The sequence below is a fragment of the Methylobacterium sp. WL64 genome, from assembly GCF_008039945.1.
In the GTDB taxonomy this organism is placed as follows: Bacteria; Pseudomonadota; Alphaproteobacteria; order Rhizobiales; family Beijerinckiaceae; genus Methylobacterium.
In genome coordinates this window covers 108,110-130,751 of the sequence record NZ_VRVA01000006.1, presented here as the reverse complement: position 1 = coordinate 130,751, position 22,642 = coordinate 108,110, and the positions used below count along the sequence as shown (strand labels likewise).

Sequence of the window (22,642 nt, the reverse complement as noted above, 5' to 3'; positions counted from 1 at the left end):
TGATCGTCGGCAACGCTGAGGCGGCACTTCACTCCAGGCGGATGGAGACGCTGTCGCTCGCTCCGGTGGCGTCGAGAACCGAGATCCGCGCGAATCCGGCGCCGTTCGGGACCCACGCGGCCTGCCGGCGGGGTGTCTGGGCCACCGGCTGGCCGTCGACCAGCCAGGTCAGCGGCGGGACGCCGCCGAGGGCCTTGAGGGCGAGGCTGGGACCTCCGTCCCCATGCCCGGCCGGATCGGCCGCGAGGCCAAGATCGATCCGCGCCCCGTCCGGCGGATAGGCGATCTTGAGGGAGGGGCCGGCCGTCTCCGCCCCGTCGCGGCGCAGGCGCCGGAGCGGCGGCGGCAAGCCGCCGGCCTCGGTGGCGCTCAGGGCGTTGCGGGGCTGCAGGACCGGCTCGGGCTCGATCCCGAGGCGCGCGAAGGCATCGAACAGGATCGGGGCCGCGGCCACCCGCCCGACGAGGCCGGGGACCGCGGCACCGTCGGGCCGCCCGATCCAGACCGCCACGGTGACGTGCCGGTCGAACCCCGCCGCCCAGGCGTCGCGATAGCCGAACGACGTGCCGGTCTTGTAGGCGATGCGGCTCGACAGCGCGTTCTCCGGCGGCGGCGTCCCGCGCAGGATGTCGGCGACGTACCACGCCGCGACCGGCTCCGTGACCCGGCGCTCCGTGCCCGCTCCGGCGGCTCCCCCGGCCCGGCGCAGGATGTCGGGCACTCCGCCGCCCCGGGCGAGGCCGGCATAGAGCCGGGCGAGGTCGGTGAGCGTGATGCCGAGGCCGCCCAGCGCCACCGGCAGGCCCGGGGCGGCCTCGCGGGGCAGCTGTATCCCGGCGCCGGCCGCCCGCAGCCGGGCGATGAAGCGTGCGGGCCCGACGGCCTCCATCAGCGCCACCGCGGGCACGTTCAGCGAGAGCTGCAGGGCGCGCCGCGCCGTGACCGTGCCCTGGAAGGTCAGGTCGAAGTTCTCGGGCGCATAGCTGGCGGAGAACCGGGCCGGGCGGTCTTCCAGCAACGTCTCGGGATGAGCGAGGCCGTCCTCGAAGGCCATGGCGTAGATGAACGGCTTCAGTGCCGAGCCCGGCGAGCGCACCGCCAGCGTCATATCGATCGCGCCCCGACGGCTCGGATCCAGGTAGCCGGGGCTGCCGACCTGGGCCAGCACGCGGCCGTCGCGGTTGTCCAGCACGACGATGGCCGCCGAGAGGGCCGGTCCGGTCGCGGCGGCACGCTCGGCGGCCAGGTCCTCGAGGCGCGCCTGCAGCCGCCCGTCGATGGACAGGCGGATCACCGCCGTCCCGGGCTCGGCCGCGACCGCCTCCTCGGCGGCGTGGGCGGCCAGCATCGGGAACGGCTTCCGCCCGGTCGGGACCGGCTCTGCCTTGGCGGCAGCGGCCTCGGCCACGCTGATCAGCCCGCGCCCGGCCACCCGATCGAGCACCCTGTCGCGGGCGGCCCGGGCGCGGCCCGGGAAGCGGTCCGGCCGGCGGGTCTCTGGGGATTGCGGCAGGGCGACGAGCAAGGCCGCCTGCGCCGCCGTCAGCCGCGCCGGCTCGCGCCCGAAATAGGCCAGGCTCGCCGCCCGGACGCCCTCGAGCGGGCCACCATAGGGGGCGAGCGCCAGGTAGAGGTCGAGCAACGCGGCCTTGCCGAGCTGCCGCTCCAGCGTCACAGCCCGCGCCATCTGACGGACCTTGGCCTCCAGCGAGCGCCCGTGGCGCGGCTCGACCAGGCGGGCGACCTGCATCGACAGGGTCGAGCCGCCCGACAGGATCCGGCCATGCCCCAGCCATTGACCGGCGGCGCGCAGGATCGCCATCGGGTCGACGCCGGGATGGGTCTCGAAGCGCCGATCCTCGTAGGCCAGCAGCATCGCCCGGTAGCGCGGATCGACGGTCGCCGCTCTGGCCGGAAGCCGCCAGCGGCCGTCCGCGGTGGCGAAGGGGCGCAGCAGCGTGTCGGACCGGTCGAGCACCACGGTCGAGCGCGCCGAGGCCGCCGCCAGGTCGAGGGGCGGCAGCGAAGCGGCGTAGCGCCAGACCAGCCCGGCGCCGGCCAAGACCAGCACGACCAGAAGTGCCGCCATCGCGAGGCCCGCGCGGGCCGCGCGGCGAAGCCTGGACGCGGCGGCCGCGCCGGGATCAGGCCCATGGTGCGGCACGCATCCTCCAGATCCCGGGTCTGCCAGGGCGCACAGATTCAACGATCCGCCGCGGCAGGCAAGGCCCGGGGCGGCGGTTCAGCCGATGCCGACGCCGCGCAGGTCCGGGAAAGCCGGCCGGCTCGCCTGGGCCAGGTGGATCGGGAACGGCACGACGTTGGACGACAGCATTGCAGGCGCGATCTCGGCGCTCGGCGGCGCGGGCTTGCGCGCCTTGCCGGGCTTCGCCCAGCGTTCGAGACGCTTGAAGTAGGCCCGCCGAGTCAGCCAGATCGGAAATCGCCTGCCCTTTTGCATGATCAACCCCTCGTCGACACACGCGCGAATCGCGGAATTCAGTCCCTGAATCTCGATCACTCAAGATTGATCGAATCATGACTGTATTCGTGATACCATGCTAACGCGATGCCGCCCGCATCCCCCGTTTGGGGGACGCGCGGGGGTGGGATGGGACGGCCCTTCAGGCTGCCGCCGTTTCTTTCGCCCGCTCGTGCGCAAGCTTGACCACCGAGACTTGGTCGACCTTGCCGCTGCCCAGCATCGGGATCGCGTCCAGCACCACCACCTCGGCGGGGATCGCCACGTCGGAGGCGCCGCGCTCCTTGGCGAAGCTCTGGTAGGCGGGACGCGTCGCGCCCTTCTCCTGCGTGAACAGCACCAGCCGCTCGCCCTTGCGCGCGTCCGGCACCGCCGCGACCGCGCTCGGCTGGTTCGGCCAGAGCTCGGCCGCGAGCGCCTCGATGCCGGCGAGCGACACCATCTCGCCGGCGATCTTGGCGAAGCGCTTGGCCCGGCCCTTGATCGTCACGAAGCCCATGGCGTCGATCGCTACGATGTCGCCGGTGTCGTGCCAGCCACCCGGCGGCGGCTCCAGGACGCCGGGCTTCTCCGCCCGCAGGTAGCCCAGCATGATGTTGGGGCCTCGCACCGACAGGCGGCCGGCATCGTCGATCCCGGGCACCGGCTCGAGGCGGGTCTCGATCCCGGGCAGGATCCGCCCGACCGTGCCGAAGCGGTTGAACATCGGCGTGTTCAGCGCGACGACGGGTCCGCACTCGGTGACGCCGTAGCCCTCCAGGATCCGCAGCCCGAACTTCTCGCCCCAGGTCTTGCGGGTCGTTTCCTTCACGGCCTCGGCCCCGGCCACGACGTAGCGGAGCGAGCGCAGGTCGTAGGCGTGCGCGGCCCGGGCGTAGCCGGCGAGGAACGTGTCGGTGCCGAACAGGACCGTGCTGTTGGAGCCGTAGATCAGCTCCGGGACGATCCGGTAGTGCAGCGGCGACGGGTACAGGTAGACCGGCACCCCCGAGACGAGCGGCAGGACCAGCCCGGCGGTCAGCCCGAAGGCGTGGAACACCGGGAGTACGTTGAAGACCTTATCGGTCGGGCCGAAATCGATCCGGGCCGCAACCTGGGCCACGTTGGCGAGCATGCAGCGGTTGGCCAGCACCACGCCCTTGGGCGTACCCTCGCTGCCCGAGGTGAACAGCACCGCGGCCGGATCCTCGCCCGTGCGCCGCACCAGGGGTTTGCGCCCGGCCAGCAGGGCGCGGATCTTGTCCGGCGTCGTGACGGTGGCGCGCACGTCCTCCAGGTAGATCAGCTCGACCTGTCCCTTGATCGCTTCGATCAGGGTGCCGAGCCGTCCCTTCTCGATGAAGGCCCGGGAGGTCAGGATCTTGTCGACCTGCGCCGCCCGGCATGCCGAGAGCACGTTGGCCGCGCCGGCGGAGAAATTGATCATCGCCGGCACCCGGCCCGCCGATGCCAGGCCGAACAGGGTTACGGCTGCGCCGTTAGCGTTGGGCAGCATCACGCCGATCCGGCCGCCTTCCGGGGCGAGCGGCATCAGCTTGCGGCCGAGCACGTTCGCGCCGAGGACGAGGCGGCTGTAGGACAGGCGGCCCGTGACCGGATCCTCGACGGCGGTGCGGCGCCAGCCGTGGCGGTCCCCGGCCTCGATCAGCGCTGCCATCAGGCCCCGGTCGGTGTCGGCCGTGCGGAACAGCAGGTCGGACATGATGCCGTAGAGGGCTGCCCCGGCCGCCTGACGCCGGGCCTTGCCGCGCAGCGCCGGATCCACGGCGAGCCGCACCGGCGGCATTAGCGTCACGGTCACCTTGGGCCACCAGCGATGGCGGACCTGCCCGCGGGACAGGCGCGAGAACGCGGTACGCTCCAACCCGTCGATCTTCACCGGCACCACCATGGCGCCCGACTTGTCGGCGATCAGCCCGGCGCCGTCGTAGACCTTCATCAGGCTGCCGGTGACGGTGAGCCGTCCCTCGGGGAAGATGATCAGGGTCTCGCCATTCTTGACCGCGTTGATCAGCGTCCGCGTGGCGAGCGGCCGGGTCGGGTCGAGGGGCATCGCCCTTGTGACCCGCAGGAACGGCCGCACCCACCAGCGCTGCGCGATTCCGCTGTCGACCGCGAAGACCGGCTCCTGGTCGAGCAGCGACAGCGCCAGCGGCGCGTCGAGGAACGAGACGTGGTTGAGCGCCAGGATGCAGTTCGGCCCGGCCGCCGCGACGTTGTCGAGTCCGCGGACCTCGAGCCGATAGAAGGCCCGGAACAGGATCGAGAGCGCGTCGCGGAACGGGCTGGTCGGCAGGGTCGCAAACACCACGGCGCCGACGATCAGGTTCAGCACCGCCACGACCGCGAGCAGGCTGGCGATCGACAGGCCCGCGCCCTGCAGGGCCGCCAGCGCCAGGGTGCCGGCCACCATGAACGCCGCGGTCACGACGTTGACCGCCCCGATGATCCGGGCCCGCATCGCCTTCTCGGTCCAGGCCTGCACGGCCGCGAAGGACGGGACGATGTAGAGGCCCCCCGACATGGCGAGGCCGAGGAACCCGATGGCGGTGCGCAGGCCGTCGCCGGTCCGCAGGAAGTCCAACGGTCCGATCGCCGCCGTGGACGGCGGCGGAAGATGTCCGATCGTCCAGGCGAGGTCGAGGCCGAACAGGCCCATCAGAACCGCCCCGACCGGCGTCGGCAGAAGCACGATCCGGCCGCTGGCGAGCCACGAGGCGAGCCCCGATCCCACCGCGATGCCGACGGAGAACAGTGCCAGCAGCAGGGTGATCACGGTCTCGGTGCCGTTGAAGGCGTCGCGCACCAGGACCGGCAGGAGCGACAGCACCACGACGCCGACCAGCCAGAACCAGCTCACCGTCAGGGAGCCGCGCCACAGGCGCGTGTCGGCCCAGAGGTCGCGCAGCAGCGAGGCGGTCGAGCGCGCCACGTTGCGATCGACGTGAAGGTCCGGCGCCCCCTCCCCGGTCGGCGGGATCATCCGGGCCGAGAGCCAGCACAGGACCGCGAAGCCCATCACCAGGGCACCGAACACGAGGCCGGAGCCGCCCATCGCCGAGGCCGCGCCGGCCGCGATCGTACCCAGCAGGATCGCCAGGAAGGTCGCGGCCTCGACCAGCGCGTTGCCGGCCGGCAGCTCCTCGCGGCGCAGATGGTCCGGCAGGATCCCGTACTTGATCGGCCCGAACAGGGCCGCGATCGTCCCGAACAGGCCCAGCGCCACGAACAGCACCGGGACCGAATGCAGCAGGAAGCCGATCACCGCGGTGCCGGCCGCGAAGATCTCGGCGAACTTGAGCCGCCGGGCCATCAGCGCCTTGTCGTACCGGTCGGCCCATTGCCCGCCGAGGCCCGACAGGATGAAGAACGGCCCGATGAACACCGCGCTCGCCAAGGTGACCAGGACACCGGCATGGGCATCCGCCTGCCCGCCGATCCCGAACAGGATCAGGAACGCCAGCGCGTTCTTGAGGAAATTGTCGTTGAACGCCGAGAAGAACTGGCACCAGAACAGCGGCGCGAAGCGCCGGGCACTCATCAGGGAACGGAACATGGCGATCTCTCGGTTCCGAACCTGACTGGCCCACTCGATGCGTCGAGGTCAAATCGGACCTGCGTGACGCGGTGGTTGTGGGGTCGCCATACACCGGTTTGCGCGTCATCCCGACAGTTTCGTCCTCGAGAGCGCGAGGAATCGTGCCGGTGCTGCGTCAAGGTTGGGAGATCGCCCGCTGCCTCAGCGCGCTTTGCTTGCAAAGACGGAGCGGGGCTTCAGTGCAGATGACCCAATCCGACCGATGATGGGTCAAGCTTTGCAAGCCGGCTCCGGTTCGGTCTTGATATCTCATCGGGTCGCCGCAGGCGCACGAGGCCGGCCAGCATCCGAGCCCGATTGCTGTCGCGTTTCGGGTCAAGCTTTCCGGACGGTCCGGCCATGCCTGTCTGCGAGCTTGCCGACTTGGCGCTCAATCGCGCCCCGCAGGGAGGCGCCGAGATCGTAGGACCAGGCGATGTAAGTCCCGATGGCCGCGCTCACCACCATCACGGCGCTGGCAGCGCAGAACGGCACCAGCAGCAGCAAGGTCAGGACCAGGCCGACGGACATCCGCTCACCCAGCGAGGCTTGCGGCCAGGGATCGATCGGCAGGGAGAACCGTCGTCCGTAGCGCATGGCTGCGATCCTTAGGCCGGCTGCACGCCGAGAGCGCGCGACTACGCAGGATCAACAGCGCTCGTCGGCGGACGTTGCGCGCCGGGTTCCAAAAAGACCGGTGGCCGTGACGTTCCGGCACGGCGGTGCGGCGCAACCGTGGGCGTCGGCACCCGTTGCCGCTGCGATTTTCTCCACTCAGGCGAGGCCAGGATGGCACGGGTTGCAGTCGTTACCGGAGGGACCGCCGGAATCGGGCTCGCGACCGCGCATCGCTTCGCCGCCGGCGGATGGTCGGTGGCGGTGGTGGCGCGCGATCCCGGGCGGCTCGCCGCCGCCGAGCGGGCGCTCGCTGCCTACGGTCAGCCGGTCCTGGCGATCGCGGCGGACGTCGCCGATGCCGAGGCCGTCGATGCGGCCGCAGCCCGGATCGAGGCCGAGCTCGGCCCGATCCGGGCCTGGGTGAACAACGCCATGGCGACCGTGGTGAACCCGGCCGACCAGATCACGCCGGATGAGTACCGGCGGGTCACCGAGACCACCTACCTGAGCCAGGTTTACGGTACGCTCGCGGCGCTTCGCTACATGAAGCGGCGCAACCGCGGCGCGATCATCCAGGTCTCCTCGGGTCTGGCGATCCGGGCGGCGCCGCTCCAGGCGCCCTATTGTGCGGCCAAGTTCGCCGTCTCCGGCTTCACCGACGCCCTGCGCTGCGAACTGCTCCACGACAACGTCGCCGTGAGCCTCAGCGTGGTCTACCTGCCGGCCGTCAACACGCCGCAGTTCAACTGGGCGCGCAACCGTACCGGCCACCGCCAGTATGCCCCGGATCCGGTGTTCGATCCGCGGCTCTGCGCGGAGGCGATCGTATACGCCGCCGAGCACCCGCGCCGGGAAGTCTGGGTCGGGCGCTCGTCGATGATGATGGCTGCCGCCCAGGCGCTCGCCCCCGCGCTGGCGGACCGTAAGGCTGCCACGATGTGGTCGGCGCAGCTGTCCGACACGACGATCCCGGACATGGCGGGCAACCTGTTCGACCCGGTGCCCGGCGATGTCGGCATCGATGGGCGGTTCAACGATCGGATGAAATCGACCCGCAGCGAGTTCGTCACCAGCCGCACCCGCGACGCGGTGGTCGGCGGCTTGGCCGGGCTCGCGCTGCTGGGTCTCGCCGGCGCTGCCGTGGCGGCCTCCCGCTCGCGGCGCGCTGCGCTACCTGACCGGACCCACTAGACACGTCCTGGTTTCAAAAGGTCTGAGACCTTTTGCAGGTCCAGGGCGGACCCCTGGTGTCGGGCTTCGCCCGATGCTTCGGGCGGTTCCACCCCCGAAGCCGGCCAAAGGGCTGAGCCCTTTGGGAATCCGGGACCATTCGCCAGGAGAGGCTCGAGACGATGCCCGGCTATCTGCCCTTCGCGGGCGCCCTGAACCTGCCCGCCTACACCTGCGACAATTGCGGGTTCTGGCAGCGCCATTTCGAGGCGCCCCCGTCCTGCCCGATGTGCCTCGACGCTCGCCACGTGGTGCCGCAGGACGGCTGGCGATTCCGCACGACCCGGGAGGCGCAGGATGCCTTTCCCTGCCACTGGCAGGAACTGGAGCCTGGCGTGTGGCGGTTCTGGAACGAGCCCGTCTCCGGCATCGGCCCCTCGGCCTACCTGATCCGCACCGAGAACGGGAATATGGGCTTCGAGGGCTGCCCGGTTTTCAGCGAGGCCGCCCTGGACCAGATCGAGACGCTCGGCGGCATGCGGGTGCTCTCGTCCTCACACCCGCATGCCTATGGCGCCCTCGTGCAACTGCAGGACCGGTTCGACCCCGAGTTGTGCTTGCCCGCGGCCGACTTCACCTGGAGCGCGGCGCTGCAGGTGAGCTGGCCCTACGACGACGTCCTGGAGCCGCTGCCGGGCCTGGAACTGCACCGCACCGCCGGCCATTTCGACGGCCACGCCGTCCTGTTCGACAGAGCCCGAAAGATCTGTTTCTGCGGCGACGCGCTGAAGTTCGAGCTCGACCCCGCCGACCCGCGCCGGGCCACGACGATCTCGGCGCACAAGGCCTTCGTCCGCGGCGTGCCGCTCACGCCGAAGGAACTGGAACGCTACCGCGCCGTCTTCGCGCAGTTCGAATTCGATCAGACCTGGACGCCCTTCGAAGCCGCGAAGAATTGCGGACGGCGCGAGGTTCTGGCGCTGATCGACGCGCAATTGGCCGGCCGGCCCCACGCCGCCCCGGTGCCCCTCGAGGGCCTCACGGATCACGACCGATAGAGCGGATCGTTCTCCAAGTGGATCGGCTGGCCATGGGGCGTGGCCGCGGCGGCGCGGAGGAACGCCTCGGCCCGCGCGGCCACGCTGCTGGGAGGGGCAACCCCGCGCTGCGCGAGGATCTGTTCCAGGGTCGCGAGCCAGGCACCGTAATCGGCCGCCCGCTCGGGCCCGTCGTCCGGCCGGATCTCCCGGCCGATCCGCTCGGCCCATTCGGCCCAGGTGAACAGCCCGGCCTCCTGCAGGGACACCACCAGGGCGAAGACCTGCGCTTCCCAGGGGGCCGCGAAGGCTTTGGGCGATGGGACGCTCACGCCGCCTCCAGGTAGGGTTCGAACGCCGCCACCGTGACGATCCCGCCCGGGTCGCCGCTCTCGCCCCACAATTCCCGGGCCGTGAAGCTGACGGTGTACAGCCAAGTCGGGTTCTCGCCCGCGCCGTAGGCGTTGGTATCGGGATACACGAAGGCGCCGTCGATGCGCTCGATCCGGCCCCGCCGCCCGCGGACGTAGCGCGGCAGGCGCGTATGCCCGGTCGGATGGATGTTCCGGGCCAGGACGGCGTCGCCGACCGTGAAGCGGGCGGGCGCGGCGGGGTCGCGGCTGCTCGGGAAGCCGGCCCGGAAGCGGGCCTCCAGCCCGTCCTGGGCGAGCACCCGTGCCACCGGCCTGGCCGGCGCGGAGGCCCGGCCCGCTGTGATTTCCTCCGGCGTGGCGAGGCCCGTGGCGGCGATCTGCTTCTCCAGGGCCGCCAGCCAGATCTCATAGTAGCTCGACGCGAGATAGTGCGCCGGCGGCAGCGACTCGCGGTTGGCACGGCTGCCGTCGAGGTTCCAGGCGCCGGTGTAGCCCATGGCCATCGCCATCGCGAAGACGCGGCGCTCCCATGCGGCGTGAAACACCGGCTCGTCTGGCTCGGGCACCACCGGCCCGAAGCCGTGCGCGCCGCCGAGGTCCTGGGCGCCGTTCATAGGGGCATCTCCGCTGGAAGCAGCCCGGGCAGGCCCGTGCCGATCATCGCATCGCGGGTGACGAGGGCGGCGAGAGCCTCCTCGGAAAGGCCCTCGGTGTCGGCAGGGCGCATCGGCAGGACCATGTAGCGGGTCTCTGCGGTGGAATCCCAAACGGTGATCCGCGTGGTCTCGGGAATGGTGACGCCGAACTCGGCCAGCACGCCGCGCGGATCGATCACCGCCCGCGCTCGATAGGGCGGCGCCTTGTACCAGACCGGCGGCAGGCCCAGCACCGGCCACGGATAGCAGGAGCAGAGCGTGCACACGACGAGGTTGTGGGTCTCGGGGGTGTTGGCCACCACCACCATGTGCTCGCCGCCACGACCGCCAATACCAAGCTCGGCGATCGTCGGGGTGGCGTCGGCCAGCAGCCGGGCGCGATAATCGGGATCGACCCAGGCCCGGGCCACCACCCGTGCTCCCGCGTGGGGCCCGACCTTCGTCTCGTAGTGCTCGACCAGGGCGTCGAGGGCGGCGGGCTCGATGTAGCCCTTCTCGGTCAGCAGGGACTCGAGGGCGCGGACTCGCGCCTCGAGCGGCGACAGCTCGCTGCCGTGCGGATGTTCATGGTCGTGGGCGTGGTGGTGGTCGTGGTCGTCCTGGCTCATCCCGCTCTCCTGGCGACCCGCATTCTGCATCGTTGCGCGCCCGGCCGCCACAGGGAGGGTGCGACGACCGTCTTCGCCATTCAGCAAGTCTGCGTAAATTTCCCGATGCTGTCGGGAGCGTTTGGTAACGGTTCAGGATTGCCGAGATACCGGGTTAGAGCCATTCCAGTATACCAAGTCTTCGACCGCAGGGAACGCGCATGATCGATGATGGATCGAACCCCTCGGGCAGCACCCCGCCTCGATACGCAACGATCCTCGGCCAGCATCTCGCCTTGCCGATCCAGGACTATTTCCAGGTCGTCGAGCAGGAGCCGCTGCCACCCCAGCTCGCCGTTCTGATGGAGCGCTTTGAGGCGGCCGTGGCGGCGCACGGCCAGGTCGTGGCGTTCGATTTCCGCAGCGACATCATCAAGGCGCTTCCCGCGCTGCGCACGTTCGCGCTGTCGCTGGTCGGCGACGTCAGCCGGGCCGACGACCTCGTGCAGGAGACCTTCGTGAAGGCCTGGGCCAACCAGGCCCGGTTCCGGCCCGGGACGAACTTCACCGCCTGGCTGTTCACGATCCTGCGCAACCAGTTCTACTCGGAGCTGCGCAAGAACCGGCGCGAGGTCGAGGACGTGGACGGCACCCACGCGAGCCAGATGACCAGCCTGTCCGACCAGGAGGATGCCAGCACTCTCAAGGTCGTCTGGAAGCAGCTCGGGACCCTCCCGGCGGCGCAGCGGCAGGCGCTACTCTTGGTCGGCGCCGAGGGCCACACCTACGAGGAGGCCGCGAGCAAGCTCGGTTGCCAGGTCGGCACCGTGAAGAGCCGCGTCAGCCGGGCGCGGTCGTCTCTGCTCGATACACTCGGCGTCGTGGTGTCGGGCCAGGCGCCGGCTGCCTGAGCGCGCGGGTTCGCTCCGCTCGAGGGGCCGTATCGCGAAGGGCCGTGTCACCATCCGCGTCGACCAAGCGGCGACCCGCCCGGAATGGGCCTGGGTGCTCAGGTCAACGCCAAATTTCATCGTACAGGATCGTTGCGGTTCCATTATCGGGAGCCGCAGATGGCTCCGACATCCCAGGACGAAGACGGACCAGCGCAGGGGCGGTGGAAGCACCCCGCGCGTGCTGCGCTTTCCGCCTGCTTCCTCGCCTTCGCTTGCGTGGCGGCGACGTGGTGGCTCGGTCTCCTCGCAGAGGGTCCGGCACGCGTGGCCGGCTGTCTATGTATCGTCGGTGAGATCGGTTTTCTGCACGTGCGGCTCCAGCCGCAGATCCCGACCGTCAGATCGCTTGCGGCCCGGATCGGAGGGACTTGGGGTTGCCTCGATAGATCGTGCGCGGCGCCGCTTGGTGCTGCATCGTCAGTTCAGCGCGGTGCGGCCGCGCTGCCCTCACGCTGTCCTGCCGCATCGCGCTCCGCCGCGGAGCCGGAGAGCGATGCGGTGCCGATCGTTCGTGGCCTCACACCGGCGGACGGCGCAGGTGCCAGTCGGTCGCCCGCTGATAGGCTTGGCCGATCCGTAGCGCCGTCGCCTCGTCGTAACCCCGGCAGACGATCTGCAGCGAGAGCGGCAGACCGGCGGCGGTGAAGCCGTCGGGCAGCGCCAGGGCGCAGAGGTCGAGGAGGTTGCCGAAGCGGGTGAACCGGGACGGCAGGTGCGCCTCGTCGACCTCGGCGAGGGCTACGGCGGCGCATTCCGTCGTCGGCGTCAGCAGGGCATCGATCCCGTCGAGGGCGGCGGCGTAGGCGTGCTTCATCGCGGCCCGGCGCTGGAGCGTGCTGAGATACTCCTGGGCCGTAACCTTCGCGCCGGCCAGGATCCGGGCCCGCACGGCGTCGCCAAGCTGCGAGGCCGGGTCTTCCGCGAGGGCGCCGTTGACGAAATAAGCCTCGGCGTTGGTGATGCCGCTCATGGCGACGCATTCGCTGAACCGGAACGGCAGGACGACGTCGACGATCTCGGCCCCCTGCCGAGCCAGCAGATCGAGGGCCGCATCGTAGGCCTGCAGCATGTCGGGGGCGACACCGTCCCGCTCGGCGTCCGGCATGCGCCCGAGCCGAAGGCCGCGCACGCCGCGGTTCAGGATCGACCAGGGCGCGTCCGGGGCGATCCCCCGGGTCGTGGGATCGAGCGGGTCGGGACCCGAGATGGCTTCGTAGAGGAGCGCGGTGTCCTCGACGGTGCGGGCGAGCGGGCCCGGCGTGTCCAGCGTGGTCGACAGCGGCACGATCCCCCAGGTCGAGACGCGTCCAACCGTGACCTTCAGGCCCGTGAGCCCGCAGAAGGAGGCGGGCAGGCGCACCGATCCGCCCGTGTCTGTGCCGATGCCCCAGGGCGCCATCCTGGCCGCCACCGCGACGCCGGTACCGCTACTCGACCCGCCGGGGGTGCGCGGCGTCTCGAGATCCCATGGGTTCCAGGGGGTGCCGAGATGCTGGTTGGTGCCCCAGCCGCCATAGGCGAACTCCACCGTGTGGGTCTTGCCCAGCACGATCATGCCCTGTGCGATCAGTCGGCGGGCGATGGTCGCGGTGCGCTCGGCCCGGCGCGCCCGGTGGGCGGCCGAGCCGCCCATGGTGATCCGGCCCTCAAGGTCGATCAAATCCTTGAGCACCACCGGGACGCCGTGGAGCGGTCCAACCGCGTGGCCCGACCGGATCGCCCGTTCGACGCCCTCGGCAGCCAGGCGTGCATCGGCGGCGAACACCTCCGTGAAGGCCTGGAGTTTGGGCTCCATTTGCTCGATCTGGCCGAGCAGCGCATCGACAGCGTCGACCGGGGACAAGGACTTCGAACTGATGGCCCGGGCGAGTTCGGCCGCGGACGCATCGACGGGATTCAGATCTGCCATCGGGATCACTGTACGCTGACGAGGGTGAGGTCGACGAACCAGGATTGCGGGGAGACGAAGCCGTGAATCTTCTTCGACATCCCGCGTGGGTTGAGGTCATGCACGATGAACAGCCAGGGCGGGTTGTCCACCAGCCGTTCGTGGGCGAGCGCCGTCTGCGCATCGATCACCTTCGCGTCGTCGGTCTCGGCGAGCGCCTTCAGGGCGGCGTCGAACGCATCGTCCTTCCAGTTCGGGAAGTTGAAGCCGCCGGGCGGGAACCGGTCGCCCGCGAAGTAGCGCGCCATCACGCTGGGGTCGGACGAGGGCGAGGAGACGTTGAGGGCCATCGAGCCCTGCAGGCCCGGGGCGTCCGGCAGCGCCCGGCTCGAATTCAGCAGCACCTGCCACTCGACCACGTTGAAGCTCAGCTCGACGTTGCAGGCCTGCTTCAGGTTCTCCTGAAGGTACTCGTTCATCGGCATCGGCAGCATCTGGCCGGAGCCCGAGGACGAGATCATCACCTTGAGGCTGAGCGGCTTCTTCTCCGAGTACCCCGCCTCGGCCAGCAGCGCCTTGCCCTTGGCGGCGTCGAACCCGTAGCGGTTCTTCGGCGCGCCGAAATTCGGGTCCTTGTCGTTGAGCCAGCCCGAGGCCGGCTCGGCCGTGCCGTTGAGCAGCTCGACGATGGCGGCCCGGTCGACGCAGTAGTTCAGCGCCTGGCGGACGCGCACGTCCTTCAGCGGGCTGTCCTTGGCGCCGATGTTGAAGATGTACGGCCAGACATGCGGGTAGGAGCCCGTGGTGATGGCGAAGCCCGCCTGCTTCAGGGACGGGATCGCATCGGGCGCCGGCACCTCGATCCAGTCGACCTGCCCCGACCGCAGGGCGGCGACCCGGGCATTCGCCTCGGGGATGGGCATCAGCCGGACCTTGTCGACCTTGGCCATCCGGTTCTGATCCCAGTAACCGTCGAACTTGGCCAGATCGACCGATTCCCGCGGGGCTACGCGGGTGATCTTGAACGGGCCGGTGCCGGCCGCCGGCAGCGCCGCGACCTTGGCCCAGTCGCGGCCCGCCTTCTCGAACGATTGGGGCGAGGTGAACAGCAGGTAGACGACCATGTCGGGGAAGTACGACGCGACCTGCGTGGTCGTGATCTGCACGGTGGACTCGTCGATCTTCTTGTAGGTCCCGACCAGGGGCGCCCGGGCCCGGGAGATGCCGGCCCCCTGCGGCTCGAATTGCGGACTGTCGTTCTTGAAGTAGCGGTCGAGGTTCCAGACCACCGCGTCGGCATTGAACGGGGTGCCGTCATGGAAGCTGACGCCCTGTCGCAGGTGGAAGGTCCAGATCGTCTTGTCGTTGGGATCCTGCTCCCAGCGCTCGGCCAGGGCCGGGATGATGCCGGCGAGTTTGTCGGTGCTCTTCAGGTCCCATTGCACCAGACCTTCGAAGATCGGGTAGCCGAGGAAGCGCATGCCCTCGAAGCCGTTGTTGGGCATCCCGGTGGCCGTGGGGATGTCGGAGGCCGTCATGGCGATGCGCAGCACGCTCTCGGCCCGGGCCGCGGGGACCAGAGCGAAGGAACCAGCCAGGGAGGCGGCAATCAGGCGGCGAAATTTCATCGGATCCCGTTCGTCGAAGTTGCGGGACGCCAGCGGCAAATCTCGCGCCAGATCGTGCGATAGTCTAGGCGCCCGATGACCGGGCAACGCGCGTTTCGGCCCTTGCGCTCGGCACGGGCTGCGCCACGATAATAAAGAATGCGATTCGCCGGACGCTCGAGCCGGACCGGAAGGGAGTTGCCCGTGAGTGATGGGACGCCAACCACGATGAACGGGGCCGAGAGCCTGGTTCGGACCCTCGTCGCCGGCGGGGTCGAGGTCTGCTTCACCAATCCCGGCACGTCCGAGATGCATTTCGTGGCGGCGCTCGACCGGGTCGAGGGCATGCGCTGCGTGCTGTTCCTGTTCGAGGGCGGGGCCACCGGCGCCGCGGACGGCTATGCCCGCATGACCGACAAGCCGGCCTCGACCCTGCTGCATCTCGGGCCGGGTCTCGCCAACGGGCTGGCCAACCTGCACAACGCCAAGAAGGCGCGCACCCCCGTCGTCAACATCGTCGGCGAGCACGCCACCTACCACCGCGAGTACAACGCGCCGCTGACCTCGGACATCGAGGGGCTGGCCCGGCCGATGTCGTCCTGGGTTCACACCGGCATGAGCGCGGCCGAGATCGGCGCGGACGGCGCCGCCGCCATCGCTGCCGCCCGCACCGCGCCGGGGCAGGTCGCGACCCTGGTCCTGCCGGCCAACACCGCGTGGGACCCCGGTACCGGTATCGCGCCTGTGCCGGCGATCCCCGAGCCGGCCAAGGCCGAGGAGGCCGCGATCGCGGCCGCCGTCGCCGTGCTCTCCAGCGGCGAACCGGTGCTCCTGCATCTCGGCGACCGGGCGGTGCGAGGCGAGGGCCGGGTCATCGCCGACCGGATCGCCCGCAAGACCGGCGCGACGCTGATGGCGATGACCTCGAACGCCCGGATCGACCGGGGCGCCGGCACCGTACCGATCGAGCGCCTGCCCTACCCGATCGATCAGGCGATCGAGGCCCTCAAGGGCTTCCGCCACATCATCCTGATCGGCGCTACCCAGCCGGTCGGCTTCTTCGCCTATCCGGGCAAGCCGAGCCTTCTCGCGCCGGAGGGAGCCTCGACCATCACCCTCGCCGCCCCCGAGGAGGACCAGATCGACGCACTGGAGCGGCTGGCCGAGGCGGTGGAAGCCCCGCCGGCCGCGCCTGTCGCCGTGAACCCGCGTCCGAAGCTTCCCACCTCCGGGCCCCTCGACCAGGACACGATCGGCCAGGTCCTGGGCGCGCTGATCCCGGAGGGCGCGGTGATCTGCGACGAGTCGATCACCACGGGCCGCAACTTCTTCGCCCTGACCCGGGATGCGGCGCCGCATTCCTGGCTGCAGCTCAGCGGCGGGTCGATCGGGCTGGGCATCCCGATGGCCACCGGGGCGGCGATCGCCTGCCCGGGCCGCAAGGTGATCAACCTCCAGGCCGACGGCAGCGGGCTCTACACCGTGCAGGCGCTCTGGACCCAGGCCCGCGAGCGGCTCGATGTCGTGACTCTGGTCTGGTCGAACCGCTCATACGCGATCCTGCGGGCGGAACTCACCAATGTCGGCGCGCTCAATCCCGGCCCCAAGGCGATCGGCATGCTGAGCCTGGACGATCCCGCCCTGGATTGGGTCAGTCTCGCCAAGGGCTTCGGGGTGGAGGGCCGGCGGGTGGAAACGCTGGAGGACTTCATCGCGGCGTTCCAGCACGCCCTGTCAAATCCCGGCCCGCACCTGATCGAAGTGGCTCTGTGAGCCGCACCACCTACCCGCTCACCGGGCTGGAAGGCCCGGTGGAAATCCGGGTCGACCGCTGGGGATTGGCACATATCCGGGCCGGAACGACCCTCGACGCGTTCCGGGCCCAGGGCTTCAACGCCGCCCGGGACCGGCTGTGGCAGCTCGACCTCTGGCGCAAGCGCGGCCTCGGCTTGCTGGCGGCGGATTTTGGGCCGGGCTACCTCGCCCAGGACCGCGCCGCCCGGCTGTTCCTGTATCGCGGCGACATGGCGGACGAGTGGGCCGCCTACGGGCCGCAGGACACGCAAGCGATCGTCACGGCCTTCGCGGACGGGATCAACGCCTTCGTGGCGCTGGCCGAGGCGCGGCCGGCGCTGCTGCCGCCGGAATTCGCCCTGACGGACACGCGCCCGGCGCGATGGCTTCCGGAAGACGTGGTCCGAATCCGCAGCCATGGGCTGGTGCGTAACGTCCTGTCCGAAGTCGCCCGCGCGCGTGTGCTGGCCAGGGCCGAGACCCGCGAGGCCGGCTTGGCCGCCGACGACCTGCGCAAGCGGATGAGCCCGCCGCACGATCCGGTCATCCCGGACGGGATCGACGCCGCCGGCTGGCCTGACGATCTCCTCGACGCTTTCCGGTTGGCCACCGCCCCGGTCGGGTTCACGCCCGAGCGGATGGCGGCGACGCGCGAAGAAGCCTGGGACTGGACCAGGGTCGATGCGCACGGCGCCGTCACGCGAGGGCCGCGCGCCGCCCCGAGGGAGCCGGCCGAAGGCTCGAACAACTGGGTGGTGGCGCCCTCCCGCACCGAGACCGGCCGCCCGATCCTGGCGAGCGACCCGCACAGGATCTATCTGCAGCCCTCGCTGCGCTACGCGGTCCACCTCACCGCGCCGGGGCTCGACGTGATCGGGGCCGGCGAGCCGGCGCTGCCGGGTATCTCGATCGGCCATAACGGCCATGCGGCCTTCAGCCTGACCATCGCGCCGATGGACCAGGAGGATCTCTTCGTCTGCGAGACCGATCCCGATGACGCCGACCGCTACAAGTACGAGGGTGGCTGGGAGCGGATCGAGCGGGTCATCGAGACGATCCCGGTGCGTGGCGGCCCGGACGAGACCTCGGTGCTCGGCTTCACCCGGCATGGTCCGGTGCTCCGCGAGGCGGGCGGACGCGCCTTCGCGCTGCGCACGGTCTGGTCCGATCCGGGCGCTGCCGCCTATCTCGGCAGTCTCGCCTATCTCGGCGCCACGACCCCGGAGGCGTTCGGGCAGGCCCTGCGCCACTGGTCGGCCCCCTCCGTCAACCAGCTCTACGCCGACGCGACCGGGCGGATCGCCTGGTTCATGGCCGGCAAGGCACCGGTTCGGCCGTCCCATGACGGGCTGCTGCCGGTGCCGGGCGACGGCCGCTACGACTGGGCCGGATTCCACGATCCGGCCACCCTGCCCTCTCGCATCGACCCGCCGGAGGGCTACCTTGCCACCGCCAACGAGATGAACCTGCCGCCGGACTTTCCCGCCGAGACCCGCAAGGTCGGTTTCGAGTGGGCCGAGCCCTGGCGCGCCCGCCGCGTCCGGGCGGTGCTCGACGGGCAGACCCGTCACAGCCTGGCGGATTCCCAGGCCCTTCAGGGCGACGCGCTATCCGAGCCGGCCCTACGGCTCGCCGGGCTGGTCCGCGCGCTTCCGGCGGTGTCGGATCCCGACGTCGCCGCGGCCCGGGCCCTGCTGGCCGCGTTCGACGGGACGCTGCACGAGAACTCCGCGGCGGCTGCTCTTATCGAGGTGGTCTGGGCCCGCCACCTGCGCCCGGCGCTGCTGAAGGCACTGGTGCCGGATGCCGAGACGCAGCGCCTGCTGCCGCCCGGCGACACGCAGAGCCTGATCGAGCGGCTGGAGACGGGCCTTGAGCCGGCCACGCGCGACGCTCTCCTCATCAAGACCTTAGGCGCCGCGTTCCGGGATTGCCGTGTTCGCATGGGTCAGGACCCGGAAACCTGGTCCTGGGGCCGCCTGCACCAGGCCCTGTTCGCGCATCCGCTCTCGCCGCTGCGGCCGAATTTGGACTGGGATGTCGGTCCGTTGCCCATCGGCGGCGCCGCGGCATCGGTCATGCACGCGGAGTACCGGACCGACACGTTCCGGCTGACCCACGGTGCCTCGTTCCGCATGGTCGTGGATGTGGGTGACTGGGACCGTTCGGTCTTCATCAACGTGCCCGGACAGTCAGGGGACCCGGGCAGCCCGCATTACGGCGACCTGGCTCCCGTCTGGGGGCGCCAGCACCATGTGCCGATGCTCTACGGACGCGCGACCGTGGAGGCAGCCACCGAGACGATCATCACGCTGAGCCCGGCCGCCGCCTGACCGGCGGCGGGTCGAAGACGGGGACCGAAAAACCTTGAAGATCTTCATCGCCGGATTGGCCACCGAGACCAACACCTTCGCGCCGCTGCCCACTGGCCGGGCGGCCTTTTTGGCCGATTATGCCCGCCGCGACGGCAGCAAAAACCCGCCCCGCCTCAGCAATATCGGCCTCAAGGCCTGGCGCGAGCTGGCCGAGGCGGACGGGCACGAGGTGGTCGAGAGCGTCTCGACCTTCGCGCAGCCGGGGGGGATCACCCTGCGCGCCGTTTACGAGGAGCTGCGCGACGCGCTGCTGGACGATCTCCGGACCGCGATGCCGGTGGATGCCGTTCTCTTGTTCATGCACGGCGCCATGGTCGCCGAGGGCTATGACGATTGCGAGGGCGACACCCTGGAGCGGGTCCGCGCCATCGTCGGGCCCGACGTCACGATCGGCCTCGAGCTGGACCTGCACTGCCACCTGACCGAGACGATGCGGCGGAGCGCCGACATCATCGTGATCTACAAGGAATACCCCCACACCGACATCGTGGACCGCGCCCGCGACCTCTACCCGCTGGTGATGCGCACGGTGGCGAAGAACATCCGCCCGGTGATGGCGTATGCCGATTGCCGGATGGTCAACATGTGGCGCACCACCCGCGAGCCGGTCGCGGGCTTCGTGCGCCGGATGGAGGCCCTGGAGGGCCGGGACGGCATCCTGTCGGTCTCCTTCGGGCACGGCTTCCCATGGGGCGACGTGCCGGATGTCGGCGCCAAGATGCTGGTCGTCGCCGACGGCGATGCCGCCAAGGCGCAGGCGCTCGCGAACGAACTCGCCGGCGCAGTCTGGGCGATGCGCGAGGCGGCGGCGAGCCGCTGCGATACGATCGATGCCGCCATCGACGCCGCGCTCGCCTCCGGCGATCCGCGCCCGATGGTGCTGGCCGACTTCGCGGATAATGCCGGCGCCGGAGCGCCCTCGGACAACACCGCGATCCTGGCGCGGCTGGCCGAGCGCGGTATCAAAGATGTGGCACTCGGGCTGATCTGGGATCCGGGCGCGGTCGGGATCTGCCACGAGGCCGGGCTCGGCGCGTCCTTCGTGCTGCGCATCGGCGGCAAGTGCGGCGTGACCTCGGGCGATCCCGTGGACCTGCGCATCACCGTGCGCGGCCTCTCCGAGGATCACAGCCAGGGCGGCCTCAGCGGCGGCCGGGCCCACCTCGGCCCCGCCGCCTGGGTCGAGGCCGACGGGATCCACGTGGTCCTGACCAATATCCGCCAGCAGGCCTTCGCGCCCGACGCCTTCACGGGGCTGGGGCTGACCCTCGACGACAAGCGGATCGTGGTGGTGAAATCGATGCAGCATTTCTATGCCGCCTTCGCACCGATCGCGAGCGAGGTCCGCTATGTCGCGGCCCGTGGCGCGGTCCCGCCCGATTACGGTGCGATTCCCTACACCAAGCGCTCGGACCGCTACTGGCCCAAGGTTGCCGATCCCTTCGCCGAGGGCGCCCGATGACCCCGGACCTGTCTTTCGATGCCAACGCGATCCTGGCGACGCTGCGTCCTTGGGTGGAATGCGAGAGCCCGACCCACGACGCGGCCGCGGTCAACCGCATGATGGGCCTGGCCGCGCGCGACCTCGCGGTCGCCGGGGCCGCGGTCGAGACCATTCCTGGATCGATGGGCTTGAGCGATTGCGTCCGCGCCCGGTTCCCGCACAGGCATCCTGACCGGCCCGGCATCCTGGTGCTCGGGCATCTCGACACCGTGCATCCCGTCGGCACCCTCGGGAGCCTGCCCTGGCGGATCGAGGGCAACCGTGCCTATGGGCCGGGCATCCTCGACATGAAGGGCGGCAACGTGATCGCGCTCGCGGCGATCCGGGCCCTGGCGGCGTCCCGGATCGAGACGCCGTTGCCGGTGACGTTCCTGTTCACCGGCGACGAGGAGGTCGGCAGCCCCTCGACCCGGGACCTGATCGAGGCCGAGGCTGCCCGCCACGCAATCGTGCTGGTGCCCGAGCCCGGCCAAGCCGACAACGGCGTCGTCACCGGGCGCTACGCCATCGCGCGCTTCGACCTCGAAGCGTTCGGCCGCCCGAGCCATGCTGGCGCGTCCCCGCTTGAGGGCCGCTCGGCGATCCGCGCCATGGCGCGGATGATCCTGGCGATCGACGCCATGTCGGACGCCGACTGTACCTTCTCCACTGGGATCGTCTCGGGCGGGCAATGGGTCAATTGCGTCCCGACCCTGTGCCGCGGCCAAGCGCTGAGCATGGCCAAGCGCCAGGTGGACCTCGACCGGGGGGTCGAGCGGATGCTGGCGCTGACGGGCGAGCAGGACGGCGTCCACTTCTCGGTCACCCGGGGCGTCACCCGGCCGGTCTGGGAGCCGGATGCCGGCTGCATGGCCCTCTACGAGCAGGCGCGTACCTTGAGCGAATCTCTCGGCCAGACCCTGCCCCACCGCAGCGCCGGAGGCGGCTCCGACGGCAACTTCACGGGCGCCAACGGCATCCCGACTCTCGACGGTCTCGGGCCGCTCGGCCAGGGCTACCACACCCTCGACGAGCATGTGCTGATCGAGACGCTGCCCCGGCGGGCGCGCCTGTTCGCGGCTCTGCTGGCCAATCTCGGCGCCGTGGGACAGCCGTGAGCGCGGACCCCGTGACGGTCGTCGTCGCCGGCGCGACCGGCGACCTCGGACTGCGGATCGTGCGGGCCCTTCGGCGCGAGGGTGCGCCTGTGACCGCCATCGTCCGGCCCGGGACCGATCTCGCCCGGACGGCACCGCTCACGGCCCTCGGCGCGCGCATCGTGGAGGCCGGCCCCGGACGCCCGGGCAGCTGGCAGGCAGCCTGCGTTGGCGCCGGCTGCGTGGTTTCGGCGCTCAATGGTCTGAGCGGCACGGTGATCGACGCGCAGACCGCCCTGCTCGAGGGCGCGGTCCGGGCCGGCGTCCCGCGCTTCATCCCGTCCGACTTCGCGATCGATTATGCGAAAACCGCGCCCGGCGGAAACCGCAACCTCGACCTCCGCCGAGCCTTTCAGGCCCGGCTCGACGCCGCGCCGATCCAGGCCACCTCGGTGCTCAGCGGCGCATTCATGGAACTGCTCGACGGGCAGGCCCCGCTGATCCTCCATCGTCCGCACCGGGTGCTCTGCTGGGGCAGCGCCGACCAGATCCTCGATTTCACCACGAAGGACGACACCGCCGCCTTCACGGCCCGGGCAGCCCTGGACCCCGAGGCGCCGCGCTGGCTGCGCGTCGCCGGCGACAGCCTCAGCGCCCGCACGTTGGCCGAGACGGCGGGCGATGTTTTCGGCACCCGCTACCGGCCCCTGCGCGCCGGTGGGCTCGGGACCTTGAGCTTGATGATCCGGGTCGCCCGCACCCTGGCGCCGGGGCGGGGCACGGTGTTCCCGCCCTGGCAGGGCATGCAGTACCTGCGCGACATGTTCGAGGGGCGGGCGCGGCTCACGCCGCTCGACAACGCCCGCTACCCGGACCTGCGCTGGACCACGGTCCAGGCCTTTTTGACGGAGGCCGCGCGGCGACGGGGCCGGTAGCCGACGCCG

17 protein-coding genes are annotated in these 22,642 nt (G+C 70.7%); 8 read left to right on the top strand and 9 right to left on the bottom strand.

Annotation, left to right across the window (positions count from 1 at the left end; translation table 11 throughout):
* Positions 1-28: 28 nt before the first annotated feature.
* The 4 genes from pbpC to FV242_RS05430 all read right to left on the bottom strand — a co-directional run bounded on the left by pbpC (position 29) and on the right by FV242_RS05430 (position 6,656).
* Positions 29-2,089 carry a penicillin-binding protein 1C gene (pbpC, locus tag FV242_RS05445; protein WP_187278334.1) on the bottom strand — a complete coding sequence of 687 codons (2,061 nt, stop codon included), beginning with the start codon at positions 2,087-2,089 and terminating at the stop codon, positions 29-31.
* 153 nt (positions 2,090-2,242) lie between these two features.
* The gene (locus FV242_RS05440) at positions 2,243-2,521 is read right to left on the bottom strand and encodes a hypothetical protein (RefSeq protein ID WP_246692607.1); all 279 of its coding nucleotides are present in this window, start codon (positions 2,519-2,521) and stop codon (positions 2,243-2,245) included.
* 103 nt (positions 2,522-2,624) lie between these two features.
* A complete protein-coding gene (locus FV242_RS05435; RefSeq protein WP_147938190.1) occupies positions 2,625-6,038 on the bottom strand; it encodes an acyl-[ACP]--phospholipid O-acyltransferase in 3,414 nt (1,137 codons plus the stop codon).
* A gap of 357 nt (positions 6,039-6,395) precedes the next feature.
* Positions 6,396-6,656: a hypothetical protein gene (locus tag FV242_RS05430; protein WP_147938189.1), complete on the bottom strand. Its 261-nt coding sequence runs from the start codon at positions 6,654-6,656 to the stop codon at positions 6,396-6,398.
* 192 nt (positions 6,657-6,848) lie between these two features.
* Here FV242_RS05430 and FV242_RS05425 point away from each other — a divergent pair, with 192 nt between their 5' ends.
* Positions 6,849-7,868: an SDR family oxidoreductase gene (locus FV242_RS05425; protein WP_147938188.1), complete on the top strand. Its 1,020-nt coding sequence runs from the start codon at positions 6,849-6,851 to the stop codon at positions 7,866-7,868.
* 161 nt (positions 7,869-8,029) lie between these two features.
* Positions 8,030-8,905 carry an MBL fold metallo-hydrolase gene (locus tag FV242_RS05420; RefSeq protein WP_147938187.1) on the top strand — a complete coding sequence of 292 codons (876 nt, stop codon included), beginning with the start codon at positions 8,030-8,032 and terminating at the stop codon, positions 8,903-8,905.
* On the opposite strand, the gene FV242_RS05415 is transcribed toward FV242_RS05420, so the two are convergent.
* Genes FV242_RS05415 through nthA form a run of 3 tightly spaced genes read right to left on the bottom strand, consistent with a single transcriptional unit; the run spans position 8,893 to position 10,522 of the window.
* Positions 8,893-9,216 (bottom strand): nitrile hydratase accessory protein, encoded by a 324-nt coding sequence (locus tag FV242_RS05415; protein WP_147938186.1) that lies wholly within the window; start codon positions 9,214-9,216, stop codon positions 8,893-8,895. The genes FV242_RS05420 and FV242_RS05415 overlap by 13 nt on opposite strands.
* Positions 9,213-9,872, bottom strand: coding sequence for a nitrile hydratase subunit beta (gene nthB, locus FV242_RS05410; RefSeq protein WP_147938185.1), 660 nt, complete (start codon positions 9,870-9,872; stop codon positions 9,213-9,215). The genes FV242_RS05415 and nthB overlap by 4 nt, the downstream gene beginning before the upstream one ends.
* Entirely contained in the window at positions 9,869-10,522 is a 654-nt protein-coding gene (nthA, locus tag FV242_RS05405; RefSeq protein ID WP_147938184.1) for a nitrile hydratase subunit alpha, read from the bottom strand. The genes nthB and nthA overlap by 4 nt, the downstream gene beginning before the upstream one ends.
* 200 nt (positions 10,523-10,722) lie before the next feature.
* Here nthA and FV242_RS05400 point away from each other — a divergent pair, with 200 nt between their 5' ends.
* A complete protein-coding gene (locus tag FV242_RS05400; protein ID WP_147938183.1) occupies positions 10,723-11,412 on the top strand; it encodes a sigma-70 family RNA polymerase sigma factor in 690 nt (229 codons plus the stop codon).
* Between the two features lie 559 nt (positions 11,413-11,971).
* Here the strand turns inward: FV242_RS05400 and FV242_RS05395 are convergent.
* Positions 11,972-13,363: an amidase gene (locus tag FV242_RS05395; RefSeq protein ID WP_147938182.1), complete on the bottom strand. Its 1,392-nt coding sequence runs from the start codon at positions 13,361-13,363 to the stop codon at positions 11,972-11,974.
* A 5-nt stretch (positions 13,364-13,368) separates the two neighbouring features.
* Positions 13,369-14,970, bottom strand: a complete 1,602-nt coding sequence (locus FV242_RS05390) for an ABC transporter substrate-binding protein (RefSeq protein ID WP_147938181.1) — start codon at positions 14,968-14,970, stop codon at positions 13,369-13,371.
* Positions 14,971-15,177: 207 nt separating this feature from the next.
* Between FV242_RS05390 and FV242_RS05385 the strand changes: the two genes are divergently transcribed.
* The 5 genes from FV242_RS05385 to FV242_RS05365 are packed head-to-tail and all read left to right on the top strand — an operon-like array spanning position 15,178 to position 22,633.
* Positions 15,178-16,722 (top strand): acetolactate synthase large subunit, encoded by a 1,545-nt coding sequence (locus tag FV242_RS05385; protein ID WP_147907345.1) that lies wholly within the window; start codon positions 15,178-15,180, stop codon positions 16,720-16,722.
* Positions 16,719-19,076: a penicillin acylase family protein gene (locus FV242_RS05380; RefSeq protein ID WP_147938180.1), complete on the top strand. Its 2,358-nt coding sequence runs from the start codon at positions 16,719-16,721 to the stop codon at positions 19,074-19,076. Before FV242_RS05385 ends, FV242_RS05380 begins: the two co-directional genes overlap by 4 nt.
* Positions 19,077-19,110: 34 nt before the next feature.
* Entirely contained in the window at positions 19,111-20,580 is a 1,470-nt protein-coding gene (locus FV242_RS05375; RefSeq protein ID WP_147938179.1) for a M81 family metallopeptidase, read from the top strand.
* On the top strand, positions 20,577-21,719 hold the full coding sequence (locus FV242_RS05370) for a M20/M25/M40 family metallo-hydrolase (RefSeq protein WP_147938178.1): 1,143 nt from the start codon (positions 20,577-20,579) through the stop codon (positions 21,717-21,719). Before FV242_RS05375 ends, FV242_RS05370 begins: the two co-directional genes overlap by 4 nt.
* Positions 21,716-22,633, top strand: a complete 918-nt coding sequence (locus tag FV242_RS05365) for an NmrA family NAD(P)-binding protein (RefSeq protein ID WP_246692606.1) — start codon at positions 21,716-21,718, stop codon at positions 22,631-22,633. Before FV242_RS05370 ends, FV242_RS05365 begins: the two co-directional genes overlap by 4 nt.
* The last annotated feature ends 9 nt before the right edge of the window (positions 22,634-22,642 follow it).

Excerpts from the sequence above, each read along its gene's own strand:
- pbpC (WP_187278334.1), bottom strand. The coding sequence starts at position 2,089 with ATGGCGGCACTTCTGGTCGTGCTGGTCTTGGCCGGCGCCGGGCTGGTC.
- FV242_RS05435 (WP_147938190.1), bottom strand. The coding sequence starts at position 6,038 with ATGTTCCGTTCCCTGATGAGTGCCCGGCGCTTCGCGCCGCTGTTCTGG.
- FV242_RS05430 (WP_147938189.1), bottom strand. The coding sequence starts at position 6,656 with ATGCGCTACGGACGACGGTTCTCCCTGCCGATCGATCCCTGGCCGCAA.
- FV242_RS05425 (WP_147938188.1), top strand. The coding sequence starts at position 6,849 with ATGGCACGGGTTGCAGTCGTTACCGGAGGGACCGCCGGAATCGGGCTC.
- FV242_RS05420 (WP_147938187.1), top strand. The coding sequence starts at position 8,030 with ATGCCCGGCTATCTGCCCTTCGCGGGCGCCCTGAACCTGCCCGCCTAC.
- nthB (WP_147938185.1), bottom strand. The coding sequence starts at position 9,872 with ATGAACGGCGCCCAGGACCTCGGCGGCGCGCACGGCTTCGGGCCGGTG.
- nthA (WP_147938184.1), bottom strand. The coding sequence starts at position 10,522 with ATGAGCCAGGACGACCACGACCACCACCACGCCCACGACCATGAACAT.
- FV242_RS05400 (WP_147938183.1), top strand. The coding sequence starts at position 10,723 with ATGATCGATGATGGATCGAACCCCTCGGGCAGCACCCCGCCTCGATAC.
- FV242_RS05395 (WP_147938182.1), bottom strand. The coding sequence starts at position 13,363 with ATGGCAGATCTGAATCCCGTCGATGCGTCCGCGGCCGAACTCGCCCGG.
- FV242_RS05390 (WP_147938181.1), bottom strand. The coding sequence starts at position 14,970 with ATGAAATTTCGCCGCCTGATTGCCGCCTCCCTGGCTGGTTCCTTCGCT.
- FV242_RS05385 (WP_147907345.1), top strand. The coding sequence starts at position 15,178 with ATGAACGGGGCCGAGAGCCTGGTTCGGACCCTCGTCGCCGGCGGGGTC.
- FV242_RS05370 (WP_147938178.1), top strand. The coding sequence starts at position 20,577 with ATGACCCCGGACCTGTCTTTCGATGCCAACGCGATCCTGGCGACGCTG.